This is a genomic window from Streptomyces sp. NPDC032126, from assembly GCF_055580085.1.
Genome location: NZ_JBVIMA010000001.1, coordinates 761,264 through 777,985, shown reverse-complemented (window position 1 = coordinate 777,985; position 16,722 = coordinate 761,264). Strand labels below are relative to the sequence as shown.

The 16,722-nt window shown below is 72.7% G+C and carries 12 protein-coding genes and 1 pseudogene; 5 read left to right on the top strand and 8 right to left on the bottom strand.

Going from position 1 to position 16,722, the window contains the following annotated elements:
- Positions 1-52: 52 nt before the first annotated feature.
- Genes ACZ5NW_RS03255 through ACZ5NW_RS03245 form a run of 3 tightly spaced genes read left to right on the top strand, consistent with a single transcriptional unit; the run spans position 53 to position 3,344 of the window.
- A complete protein-coding gene (locus ACZ5NW_RS03255; protein WP_468741979.1) occupies positions 53-646 on the top strand; it encodes a TetR/AcrR family transcriptional regulator in 594 nt (197 codons plus the stop codon).
- Positions 643-2,055 (top strand): MFS transporter, encoded by a 1,413-nt coding sequence (locus ACZ5NW_RS03250; RefSeq protein WP_468741978.1) that lies wholly within the window; start codon positions 643-645, stop codon positions 2,053-2,055. The genes ACZ5NW_RS03255 and ACZ5NW_RS03250 overlap by 4 nt, the downstream gene beginning before the upstream one ends.
- A 56-nt stretch (positions 2,056-2,111) precedes the next feature.
- Positions 2,112-3,344: a serine hydrolase domain-containing protein gene (locus ACZ5NW_RS03245; protein WP_468741977.1), complete on the top strand. Its 1,233-nt coding sequence runs from the start codon at positions 2,112-2,114 to the stop codon at positions 3,342-3,344.
- A 6-nt stretch (positions 3,345-3,350) separates the two neighbouring features.
- On the opposite strand, the gene ACZ5NW_RS03240 is transcribed toward ACZ5NW_RS03245, so the two are convergent.
- Positions 3,351-4,496: an NAD(P)/FAD-dependent oxidoreductase gene (locus ACZ5NW_RS03240; RefSeq protein WP_468741976.1), complete on the bottom strand. Its 1,146-nt coding sequence runs from the start codon at positions 4,494-4,496 to the stop codon at positions 3,351-3,353.
- A 35-nt stretch (positions 4,497-4,531) separates the two neighbouring features.
- On the bottom strand, positions 4,532-5,191 hold the full coding sequence (gene ribA, locus ACZ5NW_RS03235; RefSeq protein WP_468741975.1) for a GTP cyclohydrolase II: 660 nt from the start codon (positions 5,189-5,191) through the stop codon (positions 4,532-4,534).
- A gap of 39 nt (positions 5,192-5,230) precedes the next feature.
- On the opposite strand from ribA, the gene ACZ5NW_RS03230 reads away from it, so the two are divergent.
- Positions 5,231-6,019 carry a creatininase family protein gene (locus tag ACZ5NW_RS03230; protein ID WP_468741974.1) on the top strand — a complete coding sequence of 263 codons (789 nt, stop codon included), beginning with the start codon at positions 5,231-5,233 and terminating at the stop codon, positions 6,017-6,019.
- A gap of 92 nt (positions 6,020-6,111) precedes the next feature.
- Here ACZ5NW_RS03230 and ACZ5NW_RS03225 read toward each other — a convergent pair.
- From ACZ5NW_RS03225 to ACZ5NW_RS03205, 5 genes and pseudogenes are all read right to left on the bottom strand, one after another.
- Positions 6,112-7,203, bottom strand: a pseudogene (locus tag ACZ5NW_RS03225) (lysylphosphatidylglycerol synthase transmembrane domain-containing protein); the annotation flags it as partial.
- Positions 7,200-8,291, bottom strand: a complete 1,092-nt coding sequence (locus ACZ5NW_RS03220; protein WP_468741973.1) for a class I SAM-dependent methyltransferase — start codon at positions 8,289-8,291, stop codon at positions 7,200-7,202. The gene ACZ5NW_RS03220 and the pseudogene ACZ5NW_RS03225, both read right to left, overlap by 4 nt.
- Positions 8,288-9,484: a glycosyltransferase family 4 protein gene (locus tag ACZ5NW_RS03215; RefSeq protein ID WP_468742973.1), complete on the bottom strand. Its 1,197-nt coding sequence runs from the start codon at positions 9,482-9,484 to the stop codon at positions 8,288-8,290. The genes ACZ5NW_RS03220 and ACZ5NW_RS03215 overlap by 4 nt, the downstream gene beginning before the upstream one ends.
- Positions 9,485-9,495: 11 nt before the next feature.
- Entirely contained in the window at positions 9,496-9,894 is a 399-nt protein-coding gene (locus tag ACZ5NW_RS03210) for a 6-pyruvoyl trahydropterin synthase family protein (RefSeq protein WP_468741972.1), read from the bottom strand.
- Between the two features lie 116 nt (positions 9,895-10,010).
- On the bottom strand, positions 10,011-10,994 hold the full coding sequence (locus tag ACZ5NW_RS03205) for a zinc-dependent alcohol dehydrogenase (protein WP_468741971.1): 984 nt from the start codon (positions 10,992-10,994) through the stop codon (positions 10,011-10,013).
- A gap of 107 nt (positions 10,995-11,101) precedes the next feature.
- Between ACZ5NW_RS03205 and ACZ5NW_RS03200 the strand changes: the two genes are divergently transcribed.
- The gene (locus ACZ5NW_RS03200) at positions 11,102-11,860 is read left to right on the top strand and encodes a CDP-alcohol phosphatidyltransferase family protein (RefSeq protein ID WP_468741970.1); all 759 of its coding nucleotides are present in this window, start codon (positions 11,102-11,104) and stop codon (positions 11,858-11,860) included.
- 130 nt (positions 11,861-11,990) lie between these two features.
- Here ACZ5NW_RS03200 and ACZ5NW_RS03195 read toward each other — a convergent pair whose 3' ends face one another.
- On the bottom strand, positions 11,991-16,694 hold the full coding sequence (locus tag ACZ5NW_RS03195) for a glycosyl hydrolase family 18 protein (RefSeq protein ID WP_468741969.1): 4,704 nt from the start codon (positions 16,692-16,694) through the stop codon (positions 11,991-11,993).
- Positions 16,695-16,722 lie beyond the last annotated feature (28 nt).

Genomic DNA, 16,722 nt, shown 5'->3' with positions numbered 1-16,722 from the left:
TTCTGCACAACGGGCGGTGGACGGGTGGGATTCCCTGGTAGACACTGTCTACGTGACAGACACCGCCACTCCCCCGGACACCGGTCTTCGTGATCGCCTCGTCGACGTCGGCGTCGACCTCGTGACCCGGGAGGGGGTGGGTGCGCTGACGCTGCGGGAGATCGCGCGGCGGGCGGGGGTCTCCCACGGTGCTCCTCGCCGCCACTTCCCCACGCATCTGGATCTGCTGTCGGCCATCGCCCGGCGCGGCTTCACCGAACTCGCGGAGCAGACGCGGGCCGCCCTCGCCGGCGACCCCGTTCCGCCGCGCGCCGCGATCGCCGAACTGGCCCGTGTCTACGTGCGGTTCGCCCTCGGCAACCCCGGCATGTACGACCTGATGTTCCGTCATGATCTGCTGGAGAGCGGACGGTTGGCGCTGCGGGACACCAGTCTTCCGCTCTTCGGTGTGCTGGTGGAGCTGGTGGGCCGGGCCCGGCCCGACGCCGACGCCCCGGCCGTCGCCGCCTCGCTGTGGGCGAACCTGCACGGCATCGCCCAGCTGTGGCGCTGGGGAAGCCTCCAACTCGCCACCGGCACGGAGGACTTCACGCCTCTGCTGCGGACCGCCCTGGACGCGCACCTCGGACCGGAGCCGTCCGCGTGAGCCGACGGACGACTCTGGCCGCGAGTATCGCCGGGGCCGTCGTGGTCGCCCTGGACGGCACGGTGCTGACGGTCGCCCAGCCCACGCTCCAGCGCGACCTGGGGGCCTCGTTCGCCCAGGTGCAGTGGACCGGTACCGGGTATCTCGTCGCCGTCGCGGGCCTGTTGGTGTTCGCGGGACGGCTCGGCGACCGGTACGGACACCACCGTACGTACACCGTCGGCATGCTCGGCTTCGGAGCCGCCTCGGCGGGGGTCGCGGTGGCGCCCGGCGTGGGCTGGGTGATCGCACTGCGAGTGGTCCAGGGCGTGTTCGGGGCGCTGCTGCAACCGGCCACGCTGGGGATGCTGCGGGCGGCCTACCCGCCGGAGCGGTTGCGCGGGCCGCTCGCCGCGCGCACGGCCGCGATCGGGGTGGCGGCGGCCGCGGGTCCGGTGCTGGGCGGGGCGTTGGCCACCGCCTTCGGATGGCGCGCGGTGTTCGTCGTACAGGTCGCACCGGCGCTGGCCTTCGGGGCGCTCGCGCTCAGGCGCGGCGAGCCCGGGCGTCGCCGGGACACAACGGCGCTCGACCTGCGCGGCGCCCTCCTTCTCGCCGTCGCGCTGGCCTCGCTCGTCCACGCCCTCGTGGCCCTCCCCTCCTCCCCCGGCTCACCGTCGGGCCTGCTCGGCGCCGCGGTCGCGCTCGGCGCCGGGGTCGTCTTCGTCCGGCACGAGCGGCGCGTGACCGGGCCCCTGGTGCCCACCGAGGTCATCGGTGTCCCGCCCGTCCGCGCCGCCCTCGCCGTGCTCGTGATCGTCTCCGCCGCCCTCAACGGCGCCCTGTTCTCCTGCGTCTACGTCCTTCAGCGCGACCTGGGCCTGACCCCGCTGCGCTGCGCCCTGCTCAGCCTGCCGCTGGCGGTGCTGCTGATCGCGGCGGCGCCCGCCGGCGCCGTCCTGCTGCGCCGGGCCGGGGCGCGTCGTACCACCGCGGGGGCCGTCGGGCTGCTCGCGCTGGGCCTGCTCGTGCTGGCGCGCGCTCCGGGGCAGGGCGCGTTCTGCGCCGGGTTCGCGCTGGTCGGCGCCGGGTTCGGCGCGGTGATGGTGGCGGCGACCCATGTCGTCGTACGGCGGGCCCCCGAGGCGTCGGCCGGAGTGGCGGGCGGGTTGCAGCAGACGGCGATGAACGTCGGACCGGTGCTCGGCGTGGCCGTGGCCACCGTGCTCATGGACCTCGGCGACGCCCGGGCGCCGCTGCCCGTCCTGGCGCTCGGCGCGGCGGCGGCCGTACCGCTCGCCCTCGCGCTGCCGGGGCGCCCGGCGCCCGCCGCGACCCTCGTTCCGGCCGGTCAAGGCGACACAGCCCACACCGAACACGAGGCCGAAACGGGTCCGTTCCGGCGGTCTCTGCGCCACGATGAGGTCTGAGGTCGCCCGGGCGGGGTACGCCGGTGGCACCTCGCCGAACGTACCGGAGGAGAGCGATGGCACAGCTGCGGCAAGAGGTGGACCCGAGCGAGGTCGGGCTGGACGCGAAGGTGCTGGACCGCCTGGACCAGCACATCGCCCACGAGGTCGACGAGGGCCGGCTGCCCGGCTTCCTCGTGGCCGTCGCACGCGGCGGCCGGGTCGCCCACCTCACCACGCACGGCCACCGCGACATCGCCGCCGGGCTGCCCGTGGAGGCCGACACGCTGTGGCGGATCTACTCCATGACCAAGCCGGTCACCACGGTCGCCGCGCTGACGCTGGTCGAGGAGGGGCGGCTGTCGCTGGACGACCCGGTCGACGCCCATCTGCCCGCCTTCGCCGAGCCGCGCGTGTATGTGAGCGGTTCCGGCCGGGACGTGGTCACCCGCCCGGCGGACGGCCCGATCCGCGTCCGCCATCTGCTCACCCACACCGCGGGCCTCACCTTCGCCTTCTACCACTCCCACCCCGTCGACGCCCTCTACCGCGAGGCCGGGCTGGAGTCGGCGGTGGCGCCGGGCACCGATCTGGCGGGCACCGTCGACGTGTACGCGTCGCTGCCGCTCCAGTTCGAGCCGGGCACGCAGTGGAACTACTCGGTCGCCACCAATGTGCTGGGCCGCGTCCTGGAGGTGGTGGCCGACAAGCCGCTGGACGAGGTCGTCGCCGAGCGGGTCCTGCGGCCGCTGGGCATGTCCGACGCCGGGTTCCATGTCGACGACGCCCGGGCGGGGCGGCTGTCGGAGCTGTACGGGGAGACCGAGGACGGCGGGATCAAGCCGATCCCCGGACTGCCCCTGCGCGGGGGCCGGCCCCGGTTCCTGTCCGGCAGCGGCGGCATGGTGGCCGGCGCCTACGACGTGCACCGCTTCGCCGAGATGCTGCGCCGGCGCGGTGAACTGGACGGAGTGCGGCTGCTCGCGCCGGAGACCGTCGACCTGATGACCCGCAACCATCTGCCCGGCGGCGCCGACCTGCGCTCCTTCGGCAGCCGCCCCGCCCACGACGAACCGGGCAACGAGGGCGTCGGGTTCGGCCTCGGCGTCTCCGTGGTGATCGACCCGCACCGCACCAAGGCCCCCGCCGGGATGGGCACGTTCGGCTGGAGCGGGGTCGCCACCACGACGTTCTGGGTGGACCCGAGCCGCGATCTGACCTTCCAGTTCATGACGCAGGTACGGCCCCGGTCCTCACGCACCCTGTACCAGGACCTCAAGCGGCTGATCCACGAGGCCGTCCTCGACTGAGCCCGGTCATACGCGGTTGGCCTCCGGACGCGGGGCGTCGGCCGCGAACCGGCCGGCGCGCAGGGGGGTGACGTCCACGAAGGGTTCGCGGCCGAGGTACAGGTCGCGGACCACCTCGCCGACGGCCGGCGCCTGGAGGAAGCCATGGCCGGAGAAGCCGGTCGCGTACAGAAATCGGGAGACCGAAGTCGCCTCGCCGATCAGGGCGTTGTGGTCCGGGGTGATCTCGTACAGCCCGGCCCAGCCGCCGGTGCGCCGCAGGTCCAGCAGGGACGGGGCGCGGCGCTGCATGGCCTCGGCCAGGCGGGGGATCCAGCGGTCGTGGGTGTCGGTGGCGAAACCGGGGCGCTCGTCGGGGTCGGACAGGCCGACGAGGAGCCCCAGGCCCTCGGCGTGGAAGTAGAAACTGCTGGTGAAGTCGATGGTCATCGGCAGGTCGGGGGGCAGTCCGGGGACCGCCTCGGTGACCGCGATCTGGCGGCGCAGCGGCCGCACCGGCAGGTCGACGCCGACCATCGCGCCCACGGCCCGCGACCAGGCACCCGCCGCGCAGACCACCGTGTCGGTGGTGACGCGGCCGGAGCCGGTGTGCACGGCGGTGACGGTGTCCCCGCGCAGTTCGATGCCGGTGACCTCGGTGTGGCGCAGGACGCGGGCGCCGAGGCGGCGGGCGGCGGCCGCGTAGCCGTGGACGACGGACTCCGGGGTGCAGTGCCCGTCGTCGGGCGAGAACGCGGCGGCGAGCAGGCCGTCGGTGGTGATCAGCGGGGAGAGCCGGGCGGCCTCCTTCGGGCCGATCATGCGGCTGGGCACGCCCAGGGAGTTCTGCAGGGCCACGCTCCGCTCGAAGGAGGCGACCTCCTGGGGCGTCGACAGCAGGAACAGATAGCCGACCCGGTGCAGCCCGATGTCCTGGCCGATCTCCTCCCCGAACCGGGCGAACGCCTCCAGACTGCGCGCCCCCAGCTGGATGTTGAGCGCGTCCGAGAACTGGGCGCGCACCCCGCCCGCCGCCCGTGAACTCGATCCCGCGCCCAGCTCGTCGCGCTCCACCAGCAGGACGTCGCGAACGCCCGCGGCGGCGAGGTGGTAGGCGATGCTGGTGCCCACCACTCCGCCGCCGATGACGACGACCGAGGCATGTGTGTCCACGGGCCCATCCCTACCCCGGGTGACGGGAGAGGAACTCAGGACCAGTGCGCCACGGCGTCCAGATGGGGCAGGTGGTGGTCCATGCGCTCCCGCTTGGTGCGCAGATAGGTGATGTTGTTCTCGCACGGCGGGATGAGCAGCGGGACCGTCTCGGCGACGTCGATGCCGTTGTCCGTGAGCGCCTCCCGCTTGCGCGGGTTGTTGGACATCAGACGCACCGAGCGCACGCCCAGGTCGCGCAGGATCTCGGCGGCGACGCCGTAGTCGCGGGCGTCGACGGGCAGGCCGAGCGCCAGGTTCGCCTCCACCGTGTCCAGGCCCTCCGCCTGGAGGGCCATCGCGCGCAGCTTGCCGAGCAGGCCGATGCCGCGGCCCTCGTGGCCGCGCAGGTACACCACTATGCCGCTGCCCTCCGCGACCACCGCCCGCAGCGCGGAGGCGAGTTGATCGCCGCACTCGCAGTGCTGGGAGCCGAAGGCGTCACCGGTCAGGCATTCCGAGTGCAGTCGGACGAGCACGTTCTCGGTGCCGATCTCGCCGTGGACGAGGGCCACTTGTTCGTCGCCGCGGTCGTGGTCCAGGTAGCCGATCGCCTGGAATTTCCCGTACACGGTGGGCAGCGGCGCATTCACCACGCGTTCCACACCGGTGCGCTGCGCTGCCTTCTTGCCGAGTACGCCAATTTTCTCTGTCATGATCTGGTTCCTAAGCGTCAGACGAAAGGCCGGGAAAAGATGAGTGGTTCGGGAAGACGAGCGGCAGCGTACGGAGTGTTGCCGGCGGACACCACGCAGGACGTGGGCGCGCGCGGCGCCGGCGTGCCGGTGCAGGTGGCGGTCCTGCCGGTCGGGAGCTTCGAGCAGCACGGCCCGTACCTCCCGCTGGCCACCGACACGCTCGTCGCCTGCGCGATCGCCCGGGAGATCGCCGCCGCGCACCCCGTGCACCTCCTGCCGCCGGTGAGCATCGGCTGTTCGCACGAGCACGCGGCCTGGCCGGGAACCGTCAGCATCTCCTCGGTGACCCTTCACGCGGTGGTACGGGACATCGCGGCGTCGCTGCGCCGCTCGGGCGTGACGGCCCTGGTCGTGGTCAACGGGCACGGCGGCAACTACGTGCTCGGCAACGTCGTCCAGGAGGCCTCCGCGCGCGGGGAGCGGATGGCGCTGTTCCCGGCCCCGGAGGACTGGGAGGCGGCGTGCGAGCGAGCCGGGGTGGTGACCTCGCTGCTCACCGACATGCACGCCGGGGAGATCGAGACCTCGATCCTGCTGCACACCGACCCGGACGTCGTCCGGCCCGGATACGAGTCGGCGGATTTCGTCGCCGACGACCGTCGTCATCTGCTCACCACGGGAATGTCCGCCTATACCGATTCGGGTGTCATCGGCCGACCTTCCCTGGGATCGGCGGAAAAGGGGAAGGAACTCCTGGCGAGCCTGGCGGATTCCTTCTCGGCGTATTTCTCACTGCTCACCTCGGATACGGCGACGGGTGACGCGGCGGACGACGGGCGCGGATAGTCCCCGGCGCCGGACGTGCCGTCGACGGCCGTGCCGGCGCGCAGGTCGGTGTACCAGCGGGCGACCAGGACGACGAGGCCCGGCAGGGCGGCGACGAAGCTGAACACGCCGTAGACGACGGCCACGGCGAGCCCGGTGTCCGCGCCGAGGCCGGCCGCGCCGAACGCCCAGGCGGTGACGCCCTCGCGCGGGCCCCAGCCGCCGACGTTCACCGGCAGGCCCATCGCGATCAGGGCGAGGACGGCCAGCGGCAGCAGGGCGAGCACGGAGGCGCCCGATCCGGCGACGCGGGCCGCCACGACGAACATCCCCAGATGGCCGGCGAGCACGGCCAGCGAGGACAGCGCCACGCCCGGCCCGGTGCGCCGCGACACGAGCCCCTCGCGGGCCTCGGCGAGCAGCGCCCGCGCCCGGCCGCCCCGGCGGTCGGCCGAGGACGAGCGGTTCATGCGCAGCGCGAGGGTGACCGCGAGCGCGCCGGCCAGGGCCACCGCGGCGAACGGCACGAGATGCCGTACGTCGGCCCTGACCGGGTTCGGCACGACCAGCAGGACCGTCACGCCGACGACGGCCAGCGCGATCTGGCCCGCGGCCCGCTCCAGCACCACCGCGCGCACCCCGCGGCCGACGTCACCGGCGCTGCGCCCGTGCCGTACGGCCCGGTGCACATCGCCCAGGACGCCGCCGGGCAGGGCCGCGTTGAGGAACAGGGCGCGGTAGTAGTCGGCGACGGCCGGTCCGAGCGGCAGCCGGATGCGCAGGCCCCGGGCGACCAGGGCCCAGCGCCAGGCGCTGAACACCGTGGTGAGCGTGCCGATCCCGAGCGCCAGCAGGAGCGTCGGCGCGTCGATGCGGCGCAGGCCGTCCAGCATGACCCCGGTGCCCATGCGCCAGAGCAGGACGCCGAGGATGAGCGCGCCGGCGACCGTACCGCCGTGGGCGCGCAGGGCTCGGCCGACACCGGAGCGCCGGGGGTCGGCGGCGTCGGCTGGGGCGGGCCGAGCGCTGCTCGCCGGTTCTCGCGAGGGGTCCGCCGACGGCGTCCGCGCGGATGCGGCCGGGTCGGTGCGGACGTCCTGGGCGGGCCGCGGCGGCGCCGTCTTCGGCGCGGGGCGCCTCGGGCCTCGTACGATCCAGCGGGTGTCCTCGGCCCAGGCGGCCGGTGCCGTCGTCCCCGCGCTCATCGGGTGCCGCCCGTCGGGCGGGGCAGGGCCAGCAGGTCGCTGTGGTGGACGGTGACCCGCAGCTCGCCCGCCGCGCAGGCGGCCAGGCGCGCGGCGAGGTACGGCTCGGCGCGGGCGGCGAGTTCGGGGCGCTGTTCCACCGCGGCGCCGACCCAGCCGCGCAGCCACTGGGCGGTGAGGGCGGCCTCGGCGGGGCCCAGTCGCCAGGGGCTCGGGTTCAGCTTGACCGTGGCGCCGTGGGCGGCGAACGCCTCGCAGGCGACGGTGACCGCGTCCGGGCCGAGGAGACCCTCGCGCCGCTGGTGCGCGTTGAAGGCGGCGGCGATCTCCGCGTCCAGGGGGTCGCCGGGGGTGAGTTCGACGCGGCCGGCCACGGAGAGGGTGAGCAGGGCCGGGCAGCCGGCGCCCGCGCAGGCCGCGGCGAGGGTCTCGACCTCCTCGCGGGTGAGGACGTCGAGCAGCGCCGAGGCGGTCACCAGGGAGGCACCGATCAGGGCGTCCGGGGTGAGCCGGGCGACGTCGCCGCGCCGCGTCTCGACGGTGACGCCGCTGCCGTCGGCGGCGGCGCGCGGGGAGGCGACGGCGGCGAAGTGGAGGAGGTAGGGGTCGCGGTCGTGCAGCACCCAGTGCTGGGCGCCGTCCAGTCGGGGGGCGAGCCAGCGGCCCATCGAGCCGGTGCCGCATCCCAGGTCGTGCACGACGGTCCCGCCGGTGCGTCCGGGCAGGTTGGCGAGCCGGATGCGCAGCGGGTCGAGGAGTTCGGCGGACCGCGCGGCGGCGTCGGCGCCCTCCCGCAGTTGCAGCCATTCGGGCGCGTACCGGGGCGGATCGTCGGGCCCGCCCTCGCGGAGCCGCACGGTGGGCCGCTCCCCGGCCGGCGCCACGGGTCCGGCGCCGGGGATGACGCCGTCCGAGGCGTCGGTCTCGGCGGGGACTTCGCCGGCACCGGCGGCACCCGCCGCGGCGAGCGCGCCGACCGATGCCTCCAGGGCTCCCGGGCCGGAGCCGGCGCCCCGTGCTCCCGGCTGGGACGGAACGCGGCCGAGGACGCGGGCCATGTCCGCCGGTGTCGCCGTCGACTTCCTCATGCTGCCCTCCGGGGTTCGCTGGGGAGCCGGAGCAGGACGCCGGCCAGGCTCTGGGCGGTGGTCGCCCAGCCGTTGAGGGCCGCGCGGCGGCCGCGCGCGGCGGCCTTGAGCCGGCGGCGCACATCGGCCTCGCCGAACCAGCCGCGCAGCTCGGCCGCGAGGGCCGCGGGGTCCTCCGGCGGGACGAGGATGCCGGGGACGCCGCCGTCGGGCGCTCGGCCGACCGCCTCAGGGAGTCCGCCGACGTCCGTGGCGAGCACGGGGATGCCGCGGGCCAGCGCCTCGGTGACCGCCATGCCGTACGTCTCCGCGTAGGAGGTCAGCACCATGAGGTCGGCGGACGCGTAGCTGGCGTCCAGCTCCGCCCCGGCCTGCGGGCCCGCGAGATGCAGGCGGTCCTGGAGGCCGTGCTCGGCGATGAGCGCGCGCAGCCGGGCCACGTACGCGGGGTCCTGGTCGAGGCCGCCGACGCACACACAGCTCCACGGCAGGTCGGTGACCGCGGCCAGTGCCTCGATCAGCCGGTGCTGTCCCTTGCGCGGGGTGACGGCGGCCACGCACAGCAGACGGGAGACGCCGTCGGTGCCGGAGGCGAGGGGCGCGATGTCGGCGCCGGGCGCGGCGACATGGACGCGCTCGGGGGCGAGGCCGTGGTGGGCGACGAGCCGGCGCACGGCCCACTCGCTGGTGGCGATGACCGCGGGGACCGCCCGCAGCACCTCGCGCTCCTTGGCGTCGAGTTCGGCGGCGGCATCGGGCGCCAGCCCCGTCTCGTCGCCCAGCGGGAGGTGGACGAGGACGGCGAGCCGCAGCCGTTCGGCCTCGGGGACGACGATCTCGGGGACGCCGCAGGCGACCAGTCCGTCGAGGAGGACGGCCGTGCCGTCGGGCAGTTCGCGCAGGGCGCGGGCGAGTTCCGCGCGGGCCTCGGCGCCGGGGCGGGGCCAGGAGCCGTCCACGAGGTGCCGGCGCACCTGCCAGCCGAAGCCGGGCAGGTCCAGGCAGACGCGGCGGTCGTAGGCGTTGCCGCCGCTGGGCCGGGACAGGTCGTCGACGCCGCCCGGCATCACGAAGTGCACGGTGCGCAGGGACATGGGCACGATGTCGGCGTTCCTGAGCGCGGAGTGCTGCACGGGCACGTAGGTGAGGTTCGCCTGCTGGAGGGTCGCCTGCTGGACGCTCGTCTTCTCCATGGTCACATCGGTCACAGCGCACGCTCGTAACTCGCCCACGCGATGTGCGACTCGTGGAGCGTGACGGCGATCTGGGCGATGCCCCGGGCGCCCTCGCCCAGCGCGCCCTTGTGGATGCGCTCGGCGAGCCGGTCGGCGACGACCTTGGCGAGGAACTCCGTGGAGGTGTTGATCCCGGCGAAGTCGGGCTCGTTGTCCAGATTGCGGTAGTTCAACTCGCTGACGACGGCACCGAGTTCCTGGGTGGCCAGTCCGATGTCGACGACGATGTTGTCGTCGTCCAGCTGCTCCCGCCGGAACGTGGCGTCCACCAGGAACGTCGCTCCGTGCAGGCGCTGCGCGGGTCCGAAGACCTCGCCGCGGAAGCTGTGGGCGATCATGATGTGATCGCGGACGGTGACACTGAACAACGGACGACCCTCCAGTGCGGTGCGTCTGGCCCCTCCGGCCCCTTGCTGCCGGGGGATGCCGAGTAGTACGGCTGTGCGCTGCCCCGCGTTCAGCGGGATCTCACTCTTTTCTCAGGTCAGGCGCTCGCGTCGTAGCGGACGCGGTGGCACAGCGCGGGAATCTCCCCGGAGGCGAGCCGCGGCATCACCTCCGGCAGCTCCTCGAAAGCGCTCTCCCCGGTGACGAGGGCGTCCAGGGCGGGATCGGCGAGCAGGTCGAGGGCGAGGGCGAGCCGGTCGGCGTAGGAGCGGCTGGCGCGGCGGGCCGGGGAGACGGTGCCGACCTGGCTGCTGCGGATGACGAGTCGCCGGGAGTGGAAGTCCTCGCCGAGCGGGAGCGCGACCCGCCGGTCGCCGTACCAGCTCAGTTCGAGGACCGTGCCTTCGGGCGAGAGCAGTTCGAGGGAGCGGGCGAGGCCCTGTTCGGTGGCGCTGGCGTGGACGACGAGGTCGCAGCCGTCGAGGGCGTCGCCGGGCAGCGCGAAGCCGACGCCGAGCGCCTTGGCGATGTCGGCGCGCGCCGGGTCGGCGTCCACCAACTGCACGCGCACGCCGGGGAAGCGGGCGAGCAGCGCGGCCACCGAGCAGCCGACCATGCCGCCGCCGACCACCGCGATCCGGTCCCCGACCAGCGGCGCGGCGTCCCACAGGGCGTTGACGGCGGTCTCCACGGTCCCGGCGAGGACGGCCCGCCCGGCGGGCACCGACTGCGGTACGACGGTGATGGCGGTGGCCGGGACGACGTAGCGCGTCTGGTGCGGGTAGAGGCAGAAGACCGTACGTCCCAGCAGGTCCGCCGGTCCCTCCTCGACCTCCCCGACACTCAGGTAGCCGTATTTCACCGGGCCGGGGAAATCGCCCTCTTGGAACGGGGCCCGCATCACGTTGTACTGGCTCTCGGGCACCCCGCCGCGGAAGACGAGGGTCTCGGTGCCGCGGCTGACGCCGGAGTACAGCGCGCGCACCAGCACGTCGCCCTCGGCGGGCCGCGGCAGCGGGACCTCCCGCAGGGCGCCCTCGCCCGGGCGGTCGGTCCAGAACGCGACGGCGGTGCGTTTCATCGGCTTCCTCCTGAACGATCGGGAACCTGTTCACGTACGGAGATGTGCACAGGCCGCGCACAGTACGCGGCGATGATCGACTCTGTCATTCGGCCGGAGGATGTGCGGTGGCCCTGAACAACACGTACGACGCGAGGCTCGTCCAGCAGGAGACCGCTGTGGGAGCGGGTGTGCAGATCCTGCTGCTGGCGCTGCTCGGCACGGCGGTGGGCATGGGCCCGGCCGGCTGGCTGACCGGCCTCGCCTTCGCGATCGCGACCTGGGCGGTCCTCGCCCGGGCGCTGCACCGCGCCCGGCCGCGCACCTTCGGACCCGCGAACCGCGTCACCCTCGGCCGCGCGATCCTCGTCGGCGGGGTGACGGCGCTGGTCGCGGACTCCTTCGAGAGCGCGCCGCCGGTGACGCTGTTCGTCGGCCTCACGGCGGTCGCGCTGATCCTCGACGGCGTGGACGGCAAGGTCGCGCGCCGCACCGGCACGTCGACCGCGCTGGGCGCGCGCTTCGACATGGAGGTCGACGCGTTCCTGATCCTGGTGCTGAGCGTCTACGTGGCCACGCAGCTCGGCCCGTGGGTGCTGCTGATCGGCGGCATGCGCTACGCCTTCGTCGCCGCGGCCCGTGTGGCGCCCTGGCTGAACGCGCCGCTCCCGCCGAGCACCGCCCGCAAGACGGTCGCCGCGGTCCAGGGCATCTTCCTGCTCCTGGCCGGCTCCGAACTCCTGCCCCACACCGCCAACTTCGCGGTGGTCGCCCTGGCCCTGGGCTCCCTGGTGTGGTCGTTCGGCCGCGATGTGCTGTGGCTGCGCCGGACGTCGCGGGTGACGGTACGTCAGGAGCGCCGGGAACTGGTCCTCACGGGCCGCTGAACGTCGGCCCGCTGCCGCGCGAAAACGCCGGAGAGTGCTTCTTCCCAGCAGCCGGCGGGACCCTGGACGAGTCCCGTCGGTGCGGGTCGGAAGCACTCTCCGGTTTATTTGGTTCAGTCGGTCGCAACGGTCAGCCGGCGCTGCCGATCAGCTTCCAGGGCTCGTGGTCGGAGTCGGCACCGGTGCCCGGGGCGCTGCCCTTCGTCTCCCACTTGGCCTTCCAGACCTTGCCGTTGTACTTGACCGTGGTCTGCTCGATCGGCTGGCTCGCCGGGGAGTAGACCTTGGTCGCGTCCCAGTTCGCGGCGCCGCAGCCACCGGCCGGCGGGGTCGCCGTACCGAGTCCCTTGAGGTTGTCGGTCACCGGCGCGTACGCCGTACCGCCGATCGACAGACTCGTGTTCACCGGACCGGTGATCGGGAGGAAGTAGATGATCGGCAGGTCGAGGGACTTGCCGGCCGGGATGATCTGGCAGTAGTCCAGCGTCGTGGTGACCCGGTGGAACGTCGAACCGGGCGTCACCTGCCACTGGCCGCCTTGTGCGCCGGTCTGCCAGTTGCCGTCCTTGACCAGCGGTGACGTGGAGGCCGGAATGTCGAACGACAGCTTGGTGTCCTTGCCGCCGCCGAGCGTGCGCCCGGTGTTGTTGGTGATCCGGACCGTCGGCTGCAACGGCCACAGGTTCGCCGTGGAGGTCGGGTAGTTGACCAGCTCGACGCTCACATTGGCGGTCACCGTCGGCCCGGCACCACCGGTGCCGGCGCGCAGGCTGTTGTTGTAGGCGCCGATGTTGCCCAGCTTCTCGTTGAGCCGGGTGGTCAGCGTGTACCCCATCCCGCACGGGGTGTCCGGCTGGACGTCCGCCGGGCAGGAGTAGTCGCCGCCGAGCTCCCACATCATCACGCCGCCCGCACCGGTCGACTTGACCAGATCGGTGACCGCGTCGATGCCCTGCTCGTCCTCGGTCGACAGGAACACCTTCTTCTGGGCGTTCCACAGCCACGACGTCTTCGTGGTGTCGTCCCAGTACCGGACGTACTGGCCCGTGCGCCGGTCGGTGACGTCGGTCTCCGGCGTCAGCCCGACGCTGCGCGCGTACACCGGCGTGATGTTCTTCTCCAGGTTCTTGGTGTGCCACAGCGGGTTCGTCCCGGAGCCGAGCTCGCTGCCGTTGTTGGTCTCGTCGTGCCAGATGTTGTCGATGCCGAAGGCGCCGTCACCGCACGGCCGCTTGACGCCCGTACCCGGCTCGCAGCCGCTCGGCTTGCGGGACGTGCCCCACAGGCCGTTGGTGCCGCCGGTGACGTTCTGCCAGCCGCGCGTGTAGTAGGGCACACCGATGTTGACGCGCCCGGCCTGCATCGCGCCGCGCATGTACTTCATCGCCCAGTCGGTGTTGAAGTACCCGATCTTCCCGTACTCGGGCGTGGCGTACTGGTCGGCCAGTTCCGGGTCCTTTCCGTCGTCGAACAGCGCCGCGTTCGGACCCACGACGTCGTTCCAGGTGCCGTGGTAGTCGTAGGCCATCAGGTTGGTGAAGTCCTGGTACTTCAGCGCGGTCTGGTTCGCCATCCCTCGGGCCAGGTAGCCGGAGGCGGACGACGCCGAGGTGAGCAGGTAGTACGTGTTGTCCGCGACGGAAGCCCGGTTCAGCGAGTCCCGCAGCGTCTTCATCAACGCGGCGTACGCCGTGGGCAGACCCTTGCGCCGCGGGTTCGACACCGCCCAGTCGGCCGGGTTGCCGCTGTCCTCCAGGACGGTGGGGTACTCGAAGTCGATGTCGACCCCGTTGAACCCGTAGGTGCGCAGGAAGTCCACGACCGAGGCCGCGAACGTGTCGATCCCGGCCTGGTTGACCGAGCCGTCGGCGTTGGTGGTCATGGCGTAGAAGCCACCGGTACCGGCCCAGCCGCCGACCGAGATCAGCGTCTTCACCCGCGGGTGCAGGCGCTTGTACTTCGTCAGCAGGTTGAAGTGCCCCTTGTAGGGCAGCGAGGGATCCATCTCCGCGCCGACCTCGCCGGGCCACTCCTTCTGGGTGGCGTTCGCGTCGACCTTGATCTTGTTGTTCTCCACCGACGCGAACGCGTAGTTGATGTGGGTCACCTTCGACCAGGGGATGTTCTTCACCAGGTAGTGCGGTGTGCCGTCGGCGCCCGTGCGGCCCCCGTTGAAGTAGCCCACGACCCTGCGGCCCCGGCCCTCGCCGAGCCATTCGCGGCCGTCGCTCTGGTAGACCTTGCAGTACGGCGTCGCCACGCCCGTCGTGGTCGCCAGGCCCTCCGGACGGCAGTCGCCGGACGCGGCCGGCCGCGTACCGCCGTCGTCGCCGCCGGGGTGCGACTCCATCGGGTCGCCGACACCACCGTTGACACCGAGATCACCGGCACCGCCGTCGCTGCGGCTGCCGTCGCCGTAGCTCGGCACCAGCCAGCCCTCGATGTCACCGGCGGCGCTCACGGCGGCCGCCGCTCTGACGGCCGTCTTCGCCGTGGTGGCCGTACCGGAGCGGGTCACGGCGAAGTCCTGGATCCCATCGCCGTTCAGGTCGGCGAAGGTCCCGAAGGTGCCCTGGAACGGGTCGTCGGAGCGGATCACGCCCAGCGACTTCCAGCCGGAGGTGACGCTCCACGGAGAGCCGGTGTTCTGCCAGGCCCGGACCTCACCGGTGGTGAACTCGACCCGGACCGTGTCGGCCTTGCCGTCACCGGTGATGTCGGCGAAGGCGACCTGCGCGCCGCGCGCCTCACCCGGAGTGGCGAAGCCCGAGATCTTGGTCCAGCCGCCCTCGGTCGGCATTCCCTTGCCCTTGTTCTGCCAGGCCGTCGGGAAGCTCATCCGGTCCAGCGTGATCAGGTCGTCGCGGCCGTCCCCGTCGAGGTCGGTGAAGTACAGCTCCGGCTCGTAGCCGAGGTTGTTCGCGACGATCTTCGCGCTGTCCCAGCTGATCGTGGAGCCGCTGCTGGTGTTGCGCGACATCCGCATCGCGGCGATGCCGGTCGGCGAGTCGGCCGGCGGCAGGATCCGGATGTAGTCGTCCTTGCCGTCGCCGTCGAGGTCGGCGAAGTAGACCAGCGCCGGGTTGTTGCCGCGGTCGGCCGGGCTGATGTCGCCCAGTGAGACGGCTGACTTGGTCGGGTCGTCGTTGCGCCAGCCGGTGACCTTGCCGTCGGTGCCGACGACCGCGTAGTCGGCCTTGCCGTCGCCGTTCAGGTCGGGGAAGGCGATCTTCGAGCCGGTCGCGGCGGCGTCCCGGATCTTGCCGATCGGCTTCCAGACGTAGGAGCGGGCGCTGATCATGCGCTGTGCGACCGCGATCCGGGTGCCTTCGCCGAAGGCTTGCGCGATCTTCTGGTAGCCGGCGTCGGTCGGGTAGATCTCGTTGACGATGTCCTCCGGGCCGACCGAGCCCAGGTCGACCAGCACCAGCCGTGCGCCGCTGTCCATCTTGGCGTAGGCCATCGAAGTGAGCGCGGTGTTGTAGGCGTCGATCCGGGCCTGGTACGTCGGGTTCGTCGACGGCGGCAGGGTGGCGAGCAGGACCGTGGTCGTCGGTGAGGTCCGGTAGATCGCCTCCAGGAAGCTCTTCATCTTCCCGGCCGTCGCCTCACCGTCCGCGCCGCCGGCCAGGTCGGCCGTGCCCGCGAGCAGGGTGATCATGTTCGGCCGCAGCGTCTGGAGCGCGGGGATCGTCCGGGCCTTGATGTCGTCGATGCCCTTGCCGTCGAAGCCCATGTGGTCGGGGTCGCCGCGCTTGCCGTTCTTCTGCTCACCGACGAAGTCCGTGCGCTTGAAGATGATGCTGGCGCCGATCACCGCGGCGGTCGTCATGCCCTTGATGAGGGTGCCGAAGGAATCCCGGTAGCCGCTCTCGTCGGTGCTGTTCACCCCGACCGTGAGCCCGTCACCGGCCGCCATCACCCGCAGCTCGTCGATCTCCGGGTCGGCGGCGGGCGACGGAGTGGGTCCGGCCGCGCTGAGCCGGCCCCACTCGACCGGCCGGTGGTCGGAGTCACCGTCGGACCGGACCTCGACCCCCGGATCGAGGTTCGCGTGGGTGCTGACGAAGTAGTCGAGCTGACTGCCGCTCTGGTGGGTCGCCCTGCCCGAGGCCTCGATCTCCATGGCCTGGGGGAAGTTCGCCCGCCGGGAGAGGACCCCGGGCTCGACGTTGAAGTCGCCACCGACCGTCACGTGGTAGGTGACGCCACGCTGGGTCCCGAGGGCCGCGATCTGGTCGTTGATGGCGCTCAGCATCACCGCGGAGTCTCCGCCGCCGCCGGACAGGCCGTGGAAGGTGAAGTACCACTCGTTGCCGAACCGCGCGCCGAGCGCGTTGCGGCCGGCGTCGACCGGGTTGCCGACGACGAGGATCTCGTCGGGCCCCTCGCTCAGGACGAGCGCGATGTTGACCCGGCCGCCGATCCGGCGCGGGTTGGTCGCGTCGTCGTCGGTCTGGAGGAAGTAGACCTCACGGGTCGGGATGGGGGTGCGGTAACCGGTGTCGATGATCCAGGTGTTGTGCAGCACCGTGTGCTGGTGCTGGTTGCCCTGGCTGTCGGTCGTGGTGAAGGTCTGGCTGGGCTGCCGGTCGCTACGCGGGGGCGGCTCCGGGCCGGCCTCCTGAAGCATCACGATCGGCGCCTCCATCGCCTGCTGCCGGACCGTGTTGCTCCACTTGCTGCCGGTCTTCGCCTTGAGGTTCGACCCCTGCATGTTCCAGGAGATCAAGTGCGTGCTGTCCGCGGGGAAGTCGGTGGCGGCGGCCGGAACGACAAGTGCCGCTGTCAGCCCGGCCAGCACCGCCACCACGGAGATCAGTCGTCTTAACAAGAGCCCCCTCATTTCTCGCGTCCGGCGG

Excerpts from the sequence above, each read along its gene's own strand:
- ACZ5NW_RS03245 (WP_468741977.1), top strand. The coding sequence starts at position 2,112 with ATGGCACAGCTGCGGCAAGAGGTGGACCCGAGCGAGGTCGGGCTGGAC.
- ribA (WP_468741975.1), bottom strand. The coding sequence starts at position 5,191 with ATGACAGAGAAAATTGGCGTACTCGGCAAGAAGGCAGCGCAGCGCACC.
- ACZ5NW_RS03230 (WP_468741974.1), top strand. The coding sequence starts at position 5,231 with ATGAGTGGTTCGGGAAGACGAGCGGCAGCGTACGGAGTGTTGCCGGCG.
- ACZ5NW_RS03220 (WP_468741973.1), bottom strand. The coding sequence starts at position 8,291 with ATGAGGAAGTCGACGGCGACACCGGCGGACATGGCCCGCGTCCTCGGC.
- ACZ5NW_RS03215 (WP_468742973.1), bottom strand. The coding sequence starts at position 9,484 with ATGGAGAAGACGAGCGTCCAGCAGGCGACCCTCCAGCAGGCGAACCTC.
- ACZ5NW_RS03205 (WP_468741971.1), bottom strand. The coding sequence starts at position 10,994 with ATGAAACGCACCGCCGTCGCGTTCTGGACCGACCGCCCGGGCGAGGGC.